Raw genomic sequence first — 14,168 nt, 5'->3', positions numbered from 1 at the left:
CCCGCCAGCAGCGAAACGCCCGCCGCTTCAGCGGCGCGCGCAACGCCCTCGGTGAGCCCCGGGCTGACGATGAAGCGGGCGCCGGCGTCCACCGCGCGCTTCAGCTGCTCGGCGTTCAGCACCGTGCCCGCGCCCACGATGGCGTCCGGCGCCGCCTCGGCCATGGCGGTGATCGCGGCGAGGCCCACGGGCGTGCGGAGCGTCACCTCCAGCACCCGCAGGCCGCCCGCCACGATGGCCCGGGCCAGCTCGGGCGCGGCGCCGGCGTCCTCGACCACCAGCACCGGGATCACCGGGCTGATGCGCATCAGGGTGTCTGAGGTGAGGGCGGCGGCCGCAGGCGTCATGCGGAAAGCTCGTGGGGAAAGAGGCTGGCGCCGCGCTCGGCGTCGCCCGCCATGGCCCGGAAGGGGGCGAAGAGTTCGCGGCCCAGGCCATACTGCGGCTGGACGAAGTGGGCCGGCTCACGTGCGGACAGGTCCGCGCGCACCTCCAGCCGTCCGGCCGGGGCGTCGAGGCGGACGAGGTCACCGTCCCGCACCCGTGCGATCGGGCCGCCGGCAGCCGCCTCCGGCGTCAGGTGGATGGCGGCCGGCACCTTCCCCGAGGCGCCGGACATGCGCCCGTCGGTGACCAGCGCCACCCGTCGCCCCCGGTCCTGCAGCAGGGAGAGCGCAGGCGTCAGGCTATGCAGCTCGGGCATGCCGTTGGCGCGCGGACCCTGGAAGCGCACGACGGCCACGAAGTCGTGGTCCAGCTCGCCGCGCTTGAACGCCGCGAGGAAATCGTTCTGGTCGTGGAAGATGCGTGCGGGCGCCTCCACCACCTGATGCTCCGGCGCGACGGCGGAGGTCTTGATCACCGCGCGTCCGAGGTTCCCATCGAGGGAGTGCAGCCCACCTTCTGGCTGGAAGGGGTTGGAGGCCGGGCGCAGCATGTCCAAGTCCAGCGACCGGGCCGCCGCCTCGCGCCAGACCAGCGCGTCGCCCTCCAGGCCCGGCTCGCGGGCGTAGGCCCGCAGCGACGGTCCGGCTACGGTGGTGACGTCGGGGTGCAGCAGGCCTGCGTCGAGCAGCTCGCGGGTCAGGAAGGCTATGCCTCCGGCGGCGTGGAAGTGGTTCACGTCACCCGGGCCGTTCGGATAGATGCGCGCCAGCAGCGGCGTCACCGCGCTCACCGCATCGAAGTCATCCCATCTGATCTGTATTCCCGCAGCCGCCGCCATGGCTACGAGGTGGAGCGTGTGGTTGGTCGAGCCGCCGGTGGCCATCAGCCCCACCAGCCCGTTCACCACCGCCTTCTCATCGATCACCCGGCTCATCAGCCCCTGTCCCTCGCGGGCAAGCGCGATCACCTGCCGGGCCGCGCCGCGGGTCAGGGCTTCGCGCAGCGGCGTGCCCGGGTTGACGAAGGCCGCGCCGGGCAGGTGCAGGCCCATCAGCTCCATCAGCATCTGGTTGGAATTGGCCGTGCCGTAGAAGGTGCAGGTGCCGGCTGCATGGTAGGAGGCCGCTTCGCTCTCCAGCAGGGCGTCGCGGCCAACCTGGCCGGCGGCGAACTGCTCGCGCACCATGGCCTTCTGCTTGTTCGGGATGCCCGAGGTCATCGGCCCCGCGGGAGCGAAGACGACTGGCAGGTGGCCGAAGGACAGCGCCCCGATGACCAGCCCGGGAACGATCTTGTCGCAAACGCCCAAGCACATGGCGGCGTCGAACATGTTGTGGCTGAGCGCAACGGCGGTGGAGAGCGCGATGACCTCGCGCGAGAACAGCGACAGCTCCATGCCTGGCTGGCCCTGGGTGACGCCGTCGCACATGGCCGGCACGCCGCCGGCCACCTGGGCGGTGCAGCGCTCCTCCCGGGCGGCGGCCTTGATGATGTCGGGGTAGGCGCCCAGCGGCTGGTGGGCCGAGAGCATGTCGTTGTAGGCGTTGACGATCCCGATGTTGACGGCCTGCCCTTCCTTGAGCAGCCGCTTGTCCATGAGGGGCGAGGCGGCGAAGGCGTGGGCCAGGTTGCCGCACGACATCAGGTGGCTGCCCCGGCCCTTGGCCCGCGCCTCGCCCGTGCGGGCGAGATAGTCGGCGCGGCTGTCGCGGGAGCGCTCCACGATGCGGGCCGTGACCTCGGCGAGCCCGGGGTTCAGGGGGACAGCGGGCGGCGAGATGTCGGTCATGTCGCTCATGTGGGTCGCGGACGGCTCAGGCGCACCAGTAGACGTGGACCGGAACGCGGGCGCGCTGCAGGACGGCGCGGATAGGCGGATCCAGCGGATCGCCCGGCGCCTGGGCGCGTCGCAGGGCGTCGAGCTTGGCCCGCCCGGTGATCAGCAGGGCGATGAAGCGGCTGTCCAGCAGCGCCGGCAGGGACAGCGTCATCCGCTCCGTAGACCCGCGCGCGCCCGGCGCCTGCACGGCCTGCACCCGGGCCGAGTCGCCGCCGAGGGAGGCTTTCAACGCGGCCGAACCCGGGAACAGCGAACCGGTGTGGCCGTCCTCGCCCATGCCGAGCAGCATGACGTCGAAGGGTTGCGGGACGGCGGCTAGCCGACGCTCCACCTCTGCGACCACGTCGGCGGCGCGTCCGGCGGCGGTCTTCAGCCCCACGAATCGCGCGGCGGCGGCGCGGGCGGTGATAAGGCGGGTTTGCACCAGATGTTCGTTGCTGGCCGGATCGGGCGGATCGACCCAGCGCTCGTCGTTCAGCGTGACCATGACCCTGTCCCAGGCCAGCTCGCGCCTGCTCAGGGCGTCGAACAGCAGCCCAGGCGTGGAGCCGCCCGGGACCACGAGGCTGGCGACCCCGCGCAGCGCCATGGCTTCTGCAAGGCGGAATGCAACGTCGTCGGCGAGGCGAGCGGCCAGGGTCTGCGGATCGGCCACCTCGACGAGGTAAAAGGGCGTCATCCTCCCTCCCCCTCAAGGTGAGTAAAGATGAGCTCACCCTGCGTCATATTCAGTCCGCCCAGCTGTGGCCGTGGCGCTCGATGAGCGCGAAGGCGCCGGCCGGTCCCCACGCGCCCGCGCCGTAGGTGGCCAGCTTGACGGCCTGGCGGTCCCAGGCGGTGCGGATGGCGTCGATCCAGCGCCAGGCGGTCTCCTGCTCGTCCCGCCTCACGAACAGGGTCTGGTTGTCGTGGATCACCTCCAGCAGCAGCCGCTCGTAGGCGATCCGCCGAGGGCGCTTGTCCTTGAAGGCGTGGCTGAGGCTGAGGTTGAGCGAAAGCGGCGTCAGCTCCATGCCGCCGTGCTCCAGGCTCGGCGTCTTGTTCATCAGGGTCAGGGCGATGTCCTCCTCCGGCTGCAGGCGGATAGTCAGCCGGTTGGCCACCAGGTCCGAACCGCTGAAGATGGAATGGGGCACGCTGCGGAACTGGATCACGATCTCCGAAGACCGCTCCGGCAGCCGCTTGCCGGTGCGCAGGTAGAAGGGCGTGCCGGCCCAGCGCCAGTTGTCCACGTGCGCCATCAGCGCCACGAAGGTCTCCGTCTGGGTGTCCGGCCTGCCCCCCGCCTCGTCGGCGTAGCCTGGGACCGAGCGCCCGTCGGCGACGCCCGCGGCGTACTGGGCCCGCACGGTGCTCCGCTCCACCTCGCGGCCGTGGATGGGGCGCAGCGACTGCAGCACCTTGATCTTCTCGCTGCGCACCGCGTCGGGCTCAAGGCTCGCCGGCGGCTCCATGGCCACCAGGCAAAGCAGCTGCAGCAGGTGGTTCTGCACCATGTCGCGCAACGCGCCATAATCGTCGTAATAGTCCCAGCGGCCTTCCACCCCCACCGTCTCGGCCACGGTGATCTGCACGTGGTCGATGGCGGACTTGTTCCAGAGGGGCTCGAACAGGGTGTTGGCGAAGCGGAGCGCCAGAAGGTTCTGCACCGCCTCCTTGCCCAGATAATGGTCCACCCGGAAGATGCGGTCCTCGCTGAACGCGTCGGCGAGCACGTCGTTGATGGCCTGGCAGGACTTCAGGTCCCGCCCGATCGGCTTCTCCACCACCATGCGGCTGCCGGCATGAGCCAGGCCCGCGGCCTTGAGCCCGGTGCAGATCGGCCCGAACAGGCCGGGCGAGGTGGAGAGATAGAAGATGGTGCGGCTCGCGTTCTCCAAGGCGTTGGCCAGAGCCAGGAAGCTCTCGGGCTTGGAGGCGTCGAAGGACACGTAGACCAGGCGCGCTGAGAACCGCGCCCAGGCTGCCTCCGAAACCTCGCCGTCCGCGCGCACCTCCAGCGCCTCGCGCACCCTCTGCAGGAAGTCGTCGTGCGCCAGCTCCGAACGCGCGGCGCCGATCACCCGCATGCCTGGGGGCAACAGCTCGGCGGCGTCCAGGAAGTAGAGCGAGGGGTACAGCATCCTGAGCGCCAGATCGCCTGTGGCCCCGAACAGCATCAAGGCGTCCGGAGCTGCGGCGTGAGATCGGCCGGAACGATGGGCGGCTGAGGAAGACATGACGGCTCGGATACGCGCGCCCTGGCCGCGACGCATGACAGGGCTAACATGGCTCGCGTAGGAGGGGCTACGGCTGACACGGAGGCGGGATTGAGTTTGGTCCTGGTGGGCGACATCGGCGGCACCCACGCCCGTCTCGCCGTGCTGCATCTCGCCGACCATCGCTTTAAGGCGCCGCCGGCGACCCTGGCCTGCCGCGACCATGCCGATCTCAAATCGCTGCTGGACGCCTATCTTGCGCGCCTGCCGGCGGACTGCACGCCTTTGGACATCGCCGTGGCGGTGGCCGGGCCGGTGATCGAAGGCGTGGCGGACTTCACCAACCTGCCCTGGCGCGTGTCGGAAGTTGATCTGCGGGAAGCGGGCTTTGCGCGGGCGTCGGTGCTCAACGACTTCGAGGCCCTGGCCTTGGCGGCGCCCCGGATCACCCCTGCCGACAAGGTGGCGATCGGGTCGGCGAAGGCACGGCGCCCCGGCACGGTCGCCGTGCTGGGACCTGGCACAGGCCTTGGAGCGGCCGCCTATTGCGTGGACGCCCGCGGTTCGGCCGTGCTGGTCACCGAGGGCGGCCACATGGGTTTCGCGCCCTCCGACGCGGTGGAGCTGGAGGTCTGGCGCATCCTGGCGCGCCGGTTCGGGCGTGTGTCACTGGAGCGCGTGCTGTCAGGTCCAGGCCTGCTGAACCTGCACGCAGCGTTGGGCGAGATCGAGGGGGGCCGGGTAGAGTGCAACGACGCCGCCGAGGTGGTCGCCGCCGCCAAGTCGGGCGACGCCGCGGCCCTGGCGACAGTGCGGCGGTTCTGCAGCATCCTGGGGAGCGCAGCGGGTGACTTCGCCCTCGCCTACGGGGCGGTGGGGGGCGTGCTGATAGCCGGAGGGATCGCCCCGCGCATCCTGAACGTCCTGGCGGAGGGAGGCTTCCGCGCCGCCTTCGAGCGCAAGGGCCGGCTGGCGAGCTATCTGGCGGCCATTCCGACCGAGGTCGTAACCCACCCCTATCTGGCGCTGCTCGGCGCGGCGGAGAGCCTGCGGCGGTAGCGGGGAGATGGGTCTACGCATATCGCTACCGATTGCGATTGGGCCTCAAGGCTCAACCGCATCGAGCTTCACCAGCACCACGCCCTCGGCCACCTGTCCACCCGCCTCGGCGTCCAGCTCGGCCACCATCGCGTCGAAGGGCGCGGTGAGCACGTGCTCCATCTTCATGGCTTCGAGGGTGAGCAGGGGCGCGCCCTTGGCCACGCGATCTCCTTTGGCCACCTGAACGGCCACGACGCGGCCTGGCATGGGCGAGGTGATTTCACCATCCGAGCCCGCGCTCATGTCGCCATCGGCGGAGATCGCCGGGAAGGTGAACTCGAAAGCTTCACCAGACTGGAAAGCGACTACAACCTCATCGTTCTCGACGAAGGTGCTGACATGCTGGCCATCAACCGCTCCGCCCCGCCGCGACTCATCTGTGAGAAAGCTAAAACGATGACCATTCAGCTCGACGTCGTATTCAAAAGAAAATCCTCGTCGAAGTGGGCGAGGAAAGATCGCGCCGATCAACGACTCTCCCGCCCGGTTCCGCAACTGGAAGCGAGCAACCGGTAAGGCGTTCAGACGAAACCCGTAAAGTCCCTCAGGTGTCGCTTCCCAAGGTTCGTTGAACTTTAAGTCGACACGATTATTAAGTTCAGTGATTGCTGCAACTCGTGCAGCCATTCCAAACGCTGCAGCATAGGTAACATTCACAGGCTGCTGTTCTGCGGTAAGCGCTTCATGCCGCGCGCCGATGAAACCCGTGTCCACCCGCCCAGCGACAAAGTCCGGCTCGTCCAGGCAGCGGGTGAGGAAGGCGGCGTTGGTCTTGACCGGCCAGACCTCCACCTCGCGGCAGGCATTGGCCAGCTTGGCGGCGGCCCCTTCGCGCGTGGACGCATGGGCGATCAGCTTGGCGATCATGGGGTCGTAGAAGGGGGTGACCTCCGAGCCCTCCTCCACCGCGCTGTCCACCCGCACGCCGGAAGGCAGGTGCAGGTGCTCCAGCACGCCCGTCGACGGGAGGAAGCCTGAGGCCGGGTTCTCTGCATACAGCCGCGCCTCCATGGCGTGGCCGGTCATGGACAGCTGGTCCTGGCGCTTAGGTAGAGGCTCGCCGGAGGCGACGCGGAGCTGCCACTCCACCAAGTCCTCACCCGTTATCGCCTCGGTCACCGGATGCTCCACCTGGAGCCGCGTGTTCATCTCCATGAACCAGATGCGGTCCGCCCGCAGGCCCTCGCTGGCGTCGGCGATGAACTCAACGGTGCCCGCGCCCTCGTAAGCCACGGCCTTCGCAGCGCGCACGGCCGCAGCACAGACCGCCTCGCGGGTGGCGGCGTCCATGCCGGGAGCGGGCGCCTCCTCGATCACCTTCTGGTGGCGGCGCTGCAGCGAGCAGTCGCGCTCGAACAGGTGGACCGCGTTCCCGTGGGTGTCGGCGAAGACCTGCACCTCGATGTGGCGGGGGCGGGTGACGTAGGTCTCGATCAGCACCCGGTCGTCGCCGAAGCTCGCCGCCGCCTCGCGCCGGCAGGAGGCCAGCGCCGCCGCAAAGTCGCCGGCCGCGTCCACCTTGCGCATGCCCTTGCCGCCGCCGCCCGCCACCGCCTTGATCAGCACGGGGTAGCCGAGGCGGTCGGCCTCGGCTTGCAGCCGTCCGGATGTCTGGTCGTCGCCCTGGTAACCGGGGGTGACCGGCACGCCCGCGGCGCTCATCAGCGCCTTGGCCGCGTCCTTCAGGCCCATGGCGCGGATGCTCGAAGCCGGCGGTCCGACCCAGACCAGGCCCGCGGAGACCACCGCCCCGGCGAAGGCTGCGTTCTCAGACAGGAAGCCGTAGCCCGGATGGAGGCTGTCCGCACCGGCCGCTCGGGCGGCGGCCAGCACCTTGCCGACGTCGAGGTAGCTCTCCCGAGCCGGCGCGGGGCCGAGCCGGCTCGCCTGGTCGGCCTCGGCCACGAAGGGCGCGCCGGCGTCAGCGTCGGAATAGACGGCCACTGTCTCCACGCCCAGGCGGCGGCAGGTGCGGATGATGCGCCGGGCGATCTCGCCGCGGTTGGCGATCAGCAGACGCTGCAGCATGGCGGCCCCTCCTCAGCGCTCCAGCCGCGCGCGCCAGCCGGTCCAGCCCGCGACGCACACGCCAAGCGCGACGCAGAACAGCGCCGGTCGTAGTCCCGCGGGGGCTTGCTGTACACCGAGCGCATAGAGGCTGAACCCGGCCATGATCACGCCGATACGCCAGGCCAGGGCCGCATGCGGCCTGCCGGTTCTCTGCAGCCAGAGCTGGTAGAGGTGGTCGCGATGGGCGTCGAGCAAGCTCTGGCCCCGTCGGGCGCGGAGCAGAAGGGTCAGCAGGACATCGGTGAGGAAGGGCAGCAGAGCCAGGGGTGCGAAGAACAGATACAGACCCGCGCCGCCGCGCTCGGCCACCACTGCGAGTCCGGCGAACAGGAAGCCCGAGAACAGGGCGCCTGCATCGCCCTGGAACAGCCGTCCTGCCAGGTTCCACGGCAGGTAGCCCGCATTTGCGGCGGCTCCCGCCAGCGCCGCCGCAGCGACAAGCGGCTCCCCGGCGAAGGCCGCGCCCAGGCCGAGGGCCGCCAGGGCGACCGCCAGCGCACCGGCCGCCACGCCGTTGGCGCCATCCATGAAGTTCACCGCATTGGTGGCCACCACGATCCACAGGGCGGTGCCGAGCGCGCCGATCCAGACCCCGAGCGGCAGGGCGATGGTCCCGAACAGAGGGACCGCTTCGATCCTCGCCACCGTGAGGGCGAAGCCCAGCGCCACGGCCATCTGGATGAGCAGCTTGGCCCTGGCGCCAAGATCGACCATGTCGTCCACCGCGCCGAGCAGCCCGAGGCTCCCTGCGATCCCAAGGATCGCCGCCACTTCGTGCGCCTGGTCATGGCGCCCATGCGGCAGGAGGGTGGCGGTCACCGCAGCGCCCAGGCTCGCGCCCGACAGGATCGCCAGCCCGCCTGAAGTCGACGTGGGCCGGCCATGCGATCCCCGCGACCGCGGCGGGTCCACCGGGCCGCACCAGGCTATCAGCCCGGAGAGGCTGGCGGCGACGAGCAGGGCTGCAAGCAGGCCCGCGCCGAAGGCGGCGATCACGGCCGAACCCTGGGCCAGGAGCTCAGGTCAGGCTGGCGCAGAAGCGCTGGATGCGGGCGCAGGCGTCTTCCAGGATCGCGTCGGAGGTAGCGTAGGAGATGCGGAAGAAGGGCGACAGGCCGAACGCCTCTCCCTGCACCACCGCAACACCTTCGGCCTCAAGCAGCGCGTTGGTGAAGTCCAGGTCGGACGCGATCACTTGACCCGACGGCGCCCGCTTGCCGAGCAGCTTCTCGCAGGACGGATAGACGTAGAAGGCGCCCTCGGGCTTGGGACAATGCAGCCCGGACGCCCGGTTCAGCATGGAGACCACCAGGTCCCGACGCCGCTCGAACGCCTTGGCGCGCTCGGCCAGGAAACCCTGCGGCCCGTTCAGCGCCTCGACGGACGCATACTGCGAGATCGAGCAGGGGTTGGAGGTGGACTGGCTCATCACCTTGCCCATCAGCTTGATCAGGGGCTCGGGCCCGGCGGCGTAGCCGATGCGCCAGCCTGTCATGGCGTAGGCCTTGGACACCCCGTTCATGGTCAGGGTGCGTTCGTAGAGGGCGGGCTCCACCTGCGCGATGGTGGAGAACTGGATGCCGTCATAGAGCAGATGCTCGTACATGTCGTCGGTGAGCACCCACACCTGCGGGTGGCGCAGCAGCACTTCGGCCAGGGCCTGGAGCGCCGCGCGGGTGTAAACGGCGCCCGAGGGGTTGGAGGGCGAGTTGAGGATCAGCCATCTGGTCCTGGGCGTGATCGCCCGCTCCAGGTCCTCCGCCGTAAGCAGGAAGCCGTTTTCCACCGTGGTCGGTGCGAACACCGGCTCGCCCCCGGCCAGCAGCACCATGTCGGGATAGGAGACCCAGTAGGGGGTGGGGATCACCACCTCGTCACCGGGTCCGAGGGTGGCTACCATGGCGTTATAGATCACGGGCTTGCCGCCGGGGGAGACGTTCACCTGGGACGGCGCGTAGGTCAGCCCGTTCTCGCGGGCGAACTTGGCGGCGATGGCCGCCTTCAGCTCCGGCAGGCCATCCACGTCGGTGTACTTGGTTTTGCCCTCGCGGATGGCGCGGATGGCGGCGTCCTTGATGTTGTCAGGCGTGTCGAAGTCCGGCTCGCCGGCGGCCAGGCCGATCACGTCGCGGCCGGTGCGGCTCAGGGCGCGGGCCTTGGCGCTGACCGCGATGGTGGAAGAGGGTTTGACCCGGTTGAGCGCGGGCGACTCGAGCGGCATGGCTGGTTCTCGGCGGCGGGTCTACTGGGGCCCGCGGAGGCTGGGCGGCCCGTCGGCCGGTTGAGGCGCGGCGGCCGCAGGCGCGGTGCTGAGAGCGTCGTCGATGTTCTTCGGCGGTTCGCCGGCGGGCGCGGGGTCCCCGATCGGCGCGTCAGGCGTAGGCGCGGGGCTGTGAAGCGCAGCAAGCATGCCGGCGCGGGTCTGCAGCGATTTGGCGGCCGTCTCGCAGCGGCCCGGCAGGTCCCACAGCAGCCACGACCACATGCGCGTACGCGCGTCGGCGGCCTTGGCGGCGTCCCAGATCGCCTGGCCCTTCGCCTCGGCAGACCGGCGGCGCTCCGTCAGGGCGCGATGGGTGTGGTCCACGCCGTCCAGGGCGCGCGTGTAGAGCGCCAGGTAGTCGCGCCCCGCCTGCATCTGGGCATGGTCGTTCTTCTCATCGGTGGCGACCTCGTCCGGCCGCTCGATGCTGGTGAGTTCGGGCTTGACCTGCGTGTAGAGCGCCATGTGACCCGTCAGGGCGCCATGGCACCAGGCGACGAAGTCGTAATCGCCGACGGGCGCGCCCTTGGGCGTATCCGCATCGCCCGCCGACACCCCGCTGGCCGGAGCCGCGCCTGCGGGCGCCGCATCCGCCGCCTGGGCGGGCGCCGGGTCCGCCTGGGCGATCGCGAGGGCGAGTATGTAGGCGAGCATGGGTCTATCCAGTGGGCGGGGCGGCGCCCGTGACGGGCGTCTTGTATTGCGCTGCGCCGGCCAGACAAGGCCTAGCGCGACATCGGCTCCCGTCTCCCATGAGAGCTACTGACCCTGCGCGGGCGGCGCAGATGGCGGCGTGGCGCCAGACGTTCCCTTCTCGCTGCGTTGTGAGATATCGAACACCGGACCGCCCACATAGCTGAACACCATCAGCCCCATGCTGTTGGCGATCAACACCCTATGCGCCCTGAGGAAGTCGGCGCCGAGCAGCATCCTAGGCTCGGTGCTGTCGCGAGTCATCGGCCCGAGGCGCGTCCCCGTCTCCTCCTTCCGATTGTACTGCCACATCTCCGCAACAACCAACTTGGCGTTCTTGATGGTCTCATCGCCCAGAGCGAACGTGCTGAAGGTCGCGACCTTCGAGGAGAGGTGATTGTGACCTATACCGCCGACCTCGTCTCCGTCTTCGGCCTTGGCCAGGTTGATGCCGGCGCTCATGGCGGCGCCGGGAGTGACTATAGATTGCGTAGCGCCGCTATCGATCATGGCCGTCACCGCGCGCCCGTTCAGCAGCACGGTGACCAGGATCGCAGATCGGGAAGAGCCATCCGCTTCCAGACGCGCCTGAGAATAGGGCTTGTTCCAGTAGGCGAGCTCTGTCGAGCGGCATCCGGCGACCTTCTCGATCCGTACGTCGTTTTCAGGAAGATTAAGTTCGAGGTCCCACCCACCCAACAACTCGCGTCCGACAACAGCGACGGCCTGATGGTCGAGCGAGTGCATGTTGATGACGGTCACCAATTCATTGGGCAGGTCGGCTTGACCAAGCTTCATATCGAAATGGCCGAGCATGCTATCTGTTCGACCACCGATGCCTTCGGAGTCGAATTTGAACGACGGGACCAGCTTGATCCCCAGCCGCTTCGCATCCGGGTAAGGCATAGCGCTGGCCCAAGCTCCCGTATCCAGCATGAACACGACAGGCCGTCCATTCACAGCGCCCTTCACCAGCGCGCGATACGGGTCAGGCTCAAGGGGAAGATCGGCGACCAATCCGATTTTGCAGGCGGCGTGCGCCTGCGTCGACGCCGCCAACGCCACGAACACTGCAGCCAACCAACGTCGCATATCACCTTGCCCTTCAACCCCGCCGCGAACAGATTGCATCCACGCAGTCGCGTCAAGCCGCAGCAAAGTCGTTGACGAGCGCCTTCATCGAATCGACATTAAGATCGCAACAAGGTTTTCTCGTCTGCGTTTGCTCTCCGGAGACGCCAGGATGATGAACGACGCAGCGCGGTGGACGGATCAGGGCTTGGCGGTCCGAGGCCGTACGTACAACCTGACGCCGGCCCTCAGGTCAGGCATGGCCGGCGTCATGGGTGGTCTCGTCATGATCCTTGCGCTCGCCGTCGGTGTCGCGATCGCGGTGGTGTTCGCCGCGACCCTGGCGGTCATCATGGCCTTGGCCACCGCGCTGCTGGCGCTTTCCGCCTTGGCCTGGCGCATGCGGCCCAGGTCTGCCGCCCGGCGTGCGGTCCTCGCCGTCCGTCATGGGGGCCATGCCTGGGTGGCCTACAGTTGGGATCGGCCCAGCCGCTGAGCGACGGTTGGTCCGGCGGCCTGATCGAGGCGCCTTCTCCCAACTTCGACGCCCGCACAGCCCCGCCCGACATGGTGGTGGTCCATTATACCGGCATGCAGAACGGCGAAGCCGCCCTGGCGCGGCTGCGCGATCCCGTAGCCAAGGTGTCCGCCCACTATGTGATCGAGCGAGACGGTCGCGTGTTCCGCCTTGTGGCGGAGGAACGACGGGCGTGGCATGCGGGGGTTTCGTTCTGGAAAGGCGACCGCGATATCAACGCCCGCTCGCTGGGCGTCGAGTTGGTCAATCCCGGCGAAGAGCACGGCTATGTGCCGTTCACCGCCATCCAGATCGACGCGCTCCTCTCCCTGCTGGACCAGATGCGAGCCCGCTGGACGATCGCTGATGGGGACATCGTCGGCCACTCCGATGTCGCTCCGGCGCGCAAGATCGATCCGGGACCGCTGTTTGCCTGGAAACGGCTGGCCGAGGCTGGCCACGGCCTGTGGGTGGAACCCGCATCGGCGCCGGGGCCGCCGCTCTCACAGGGAGAAGAGGGGCCGGGCGTCTTCATTGTTCAGGGCGGGCTGACCCGACTGGGCTATGACTGCGCCTCATCCGGCGTGTTCGACCCGGCCACGGGCGTGATCGTGGAGGCCTTCCAGCGTCACTGGCGGCCTGAGCGGGTGGACGGCGTCATGGACGGCGAGAGCCGGGCGAGGCTGATGGCGCTGCTGCGACTTCACGCCGGCTGACCCGTCGGTCCGGTTGACCCCGGTGTCATTCCGGCCCATTCCGAACGCGGGCCAGACGGCCGGGCGGTCGCTCCTTCCGCAAGGAGGGAGAGGAAAGTCCGGGCTCCACGGCGACAAGGCGGCGGGTAACGCCCGCCGGGAGCGATCCCAGGGACAGCGCCACAGAAAGCAAACCGCCCCTCTCGCGCGTGAGTAGAGCGAGGGGCAAGGGTGAAAGGGTGGGGTAAGAGCCCACCGCGGACCGGGCGACCGGGACGGCATGGCAAGCCCCGCCTGGAGCAAGACCGAATAGGGACGATGCGCCTGCACCTCGGTGCAGGCAGGGCTGTCGCAGGCCCCTATCGTCCGGGTTGGTCGCGAGAACCGCCCCGCAAGGGCCGGTCCAGAGGAATGGCCGCCGCGCCTCCATGCTCGCATGGGAGCGGCACAGAACCCGGCTTACAGGCCGTCTGGCCCACTCGCGCTGCAACGCAGCGACACCCATCGCCTTCCTGCACACGCATTCTGTTCTATGTATGTTCTGTTCATATCTTGTTCAGAACTTTGGTGGACTTCGGTCTAGACTTACTGCTGCGCCAAAATGGCCTCTTGGTGTCATTGCAGCCCAGATAATCCCGTGTTAACCCAGTTTGGCCCAGTGCTTCGAGCGCGAGGACTGCGGTCGGCGTAAGGCCGGGGGATCGGGTGGCGGGTGTTCCTCTCAACCTTCGAGAAGCAGCTCGATGCGAAGCGGCGGATCGTCGTGCCGCAGGAGTTCCGTGCGGCGGCCGGCCCAGCGGCGGCAGGCTTCGACGGGGTCTTCTGCTTTCCGTGCATCGAGGCGGACTGCCTGGAAGGGGGCGGCCACGCCCTGCTCCAGCGCTACCAGGCGTTGATGGAGGAGATGCCCTTCGGCGACCCTCTACGCTCGGCGCTGGAGTTCACGGTGCTGGGCCAGATGCGACAGCTGGCCTTCGATACGGCGGGACGCATCGTGCTGCCAGAAGCGCTCTGCGAGCAGTTCGGGCTGACCGACTGGGTGGCGGTGGTGGGCCTGGGCGACCGGTTCCAGATCTGGTCGCAGGCGAGCTACCGCACGTACAAGGAGCAGCAGCGCGAGACCGCCCGCGACGGACTGGCCGCCCATCGCGCCGCTCAGCGCGCGCGGATCGCGCCGGCGTGAGCGAGGCGGCCGCAGCCGATCGCCCGCATCTCTCAGTCATGCTGGACGAGGTGGTGGCCGCAGCCGCCCCCTCGCCCGGCGCGCGGATCGTCGATGCGACCTTCGGCGCCGGCGGCTACAGCCGCGCCTTCCTCGCCGCCGGGGCCGAGG

Annotated in this window: 12 protein-coding genes, 1 other RNA gene and 2 pseudogenes; 6 read left to right on the top strand and 9 right to left on the bottom strand. The window is 69.1% G+C overall.

Annotated elements, in window-relative coordinates; translation table 11 throughout:
- The 4 genes and pseudogenes from HUV06_RS09190 to zwf all read right to left on the bottom strand — a co-directional run.
- Positions 1–347: pseudogene (locus tag HUV06_RS09190) on the bottom strand (keto-deoxy-phosphogluconate aldolase); the annotation flags it as partial.
- Positions 344–2,185, bottom strand: a complete 1,842-nt coding sequence (edd, locus tag HUV06_RS09185; RefSeq protein WP_254601006.1) for a phosphogluconate dehydratase — start codon at positions 2,183–2,185, stop codon at positions 344–346. The pseudogene HUV06_RS09190 and the gene edd, both read right to left, overlap by 4 nt.
- Positions 2,186–2,201: 16 nt before the next feature.
- Positions 2,202–2,906: a 6-phosphogluconolactonase gene (gene pgl, locus HUV06_RS09180; protein ID WP_174300969.1), complete on the bottom strand. Its 705-nt coding sequence runs from the start codon at positions 2,904–2,906 to the stop codon at positions 2,202–2,204.
- Between the two features lie 49 nt (positions 2,907–2,955).
- Complete coding sequence (gene zwf, locus HUV06_RS09175) at positions 2,956–4,446, bottom strand: glucose-6-phosphate dehydrogenase (RefSeq protein WP_174300968.1); 1,491 nt, start codon at positions 4,444–4,446, stop codon at positions 2,956–2,958.
- A gap of 90 nt (positions 4,447–4,536) precedes the next feature.
- Here zwf and glk point away from each other — a divergent pair, with 90 nt between their 5' ends.
- Positions 4,537–5,484, top strand: a complete 948-nt coding sequence (gene glk / locus HUV06_RS09170) for a glucokinase (RefSeq protein WP_254601004.1) — start codon at positions 4,537–4,539, stop codon at positions 5,482–5,484.
- A 45-nt stretch (positions 5,485–5,529) separates the two neighbouring features.
- On the opposite strand, the gene HUV06_RS09165 is transcribed toward glk, so the two are convergent.
- The 5 genes from HUV06_RS09165 to HUV06_RS09145 all read right to left on the bottom strand — a co-directional run bounded on the left by HUV06_RS09165 (position 5,530) and on the right by HUV06_RS09145 (position 11,683).
- The gene (locus tag HUV06_RS09165; RefSeq protein ID WP_174300966.1) at positions 5,530–7,554 is read right to left on the bottom strand and encodes a biotin carboxylase N-terminal domain-containing protein; all 2,025 of its coding nucleotides are present in this window, start codon (positions 7,552–7,554) and stop codon (positions 5,530–5,532) included.
- Positions 7,555–7,566: 12 nt separating this feature from the next.
- Positions 7,567–8,592, bottom strand: a complete 1,026-nt coding sequence (locus HUV06_RS09160; protein ID WP_174300965.1) for a hypothetical protein — start codon at positions 8,590–8,592, stop codon at positions 7,567–7,569.
- Between the two features lie 22 nt (positions 8,593–8,614).
- Positions 8,615–9,817 carry a pyridoxal phosphate-dependent aminotransferase gene (locus HUV06_RS09155; RefSeq protein WP_174300964.1) on the bottom strand — a complete coding sequence of 401 codons (1,203 nt, stop codon included), beginning with the start codon at positions 9,815–9,817 and terminating at the stop codon, positions 8,615–8,617.
- 21 nt (positions 9,818–9,838) lie between these two features.
- Positions 9,839–10,513, bottom strand: coding sequence for a hypothetical protein (locus HUV06_RS09150; RefSeq protein WP_174300963.1), 675 nt, complete (start codon positions 10,511–10,513; stop codon positions 9,839–9,841).
- Between the two features lie 105 nt (positions 10,514–10,618).
- Positions 10,619–11,683, bottom strand: a complete 1,065-nt coding sequence (locus tag HUV06_RS09145) for a retroviral-like aspartic protease family protein (RefSeq protein ID WP_217433747.1) — start codon at positions 11,681–11,683, stop codon at positions 10,619–10,621.
- A 115-nt stretch (positions 11,684–11,798) separates the two neighbouring features.
- Here HUV06_RS09145 and HUV06_RS09140 point away from each other — a divergent pair, with 115 nt between their 5' ends.
- The 5 genes and pseudogenes from HUV06_RS09140 to HUV06_RS09120 form a co-directional block, all read left to right on the top strand.
- Positions 11,799–12,119, top strand: coding sequence for a hypothetical protein (locus tag HUV06_RS09140; protein WP_254601003.1), 321 nt, complete (start codon positions 11,799–11,801; stop codon positions 12,117–12,119).
- Positions 12,098–12,856, top strand: coding sequence for an N-acetylmuramoyl-L-alanine amidase (locus tag HUV06_RS09135; RefSeq protein ID WP_371811040.1), 759 nt, complete (start codon positions 12,098–12,100; stop codon positions 12,854–12,856). The genes HUV06_RS09140 and HUV06_RS09135 overlap by 22 nt, the downstream gene beginning before the upstream one ends.
- Before the next feature lie 51 nt (positions 12,857–12,907).
- An RNA gene (rnpB, locus tag HUV06_RS09130) (RNase P RNA component class A) lies at positions 12,908–13,313 on the top strand.
- Positions 13,314–13,547: 234 nt separating this feature from the next.
- A complete protein-coding gene (locus tag HUV06_RS09125) occupies positions 13,548–14,018 on the top strand; it encodes a division/cell wall cluster transcriptional repressor MraZ (protein ID WP_174300961.1) in 471 nt (156 codons plus the stop codon).
- A gap of 38 nt (positions 14,019–14,056) precedes the next feature.
- Positions 14,057–14,168 (top strand): annotated as a pseudogene (locus tag HUV06_RS09120) (16S rRNA (cytosine(1402)-N(4))-methyltransferase); the annotation flags it as partial.

It is taken from the genome of Caulobacter sp. S45, from assembly GCF_903642205.1.
Lineage (GTDB): Bacteria > Pseudomonadota > Alphaproteobacteria > Caulobacterales > Caulobacteraceae > CAHJWH01.
This window is presented reverse-complemented; position numbering and strand designations above follow the sequence as displayed.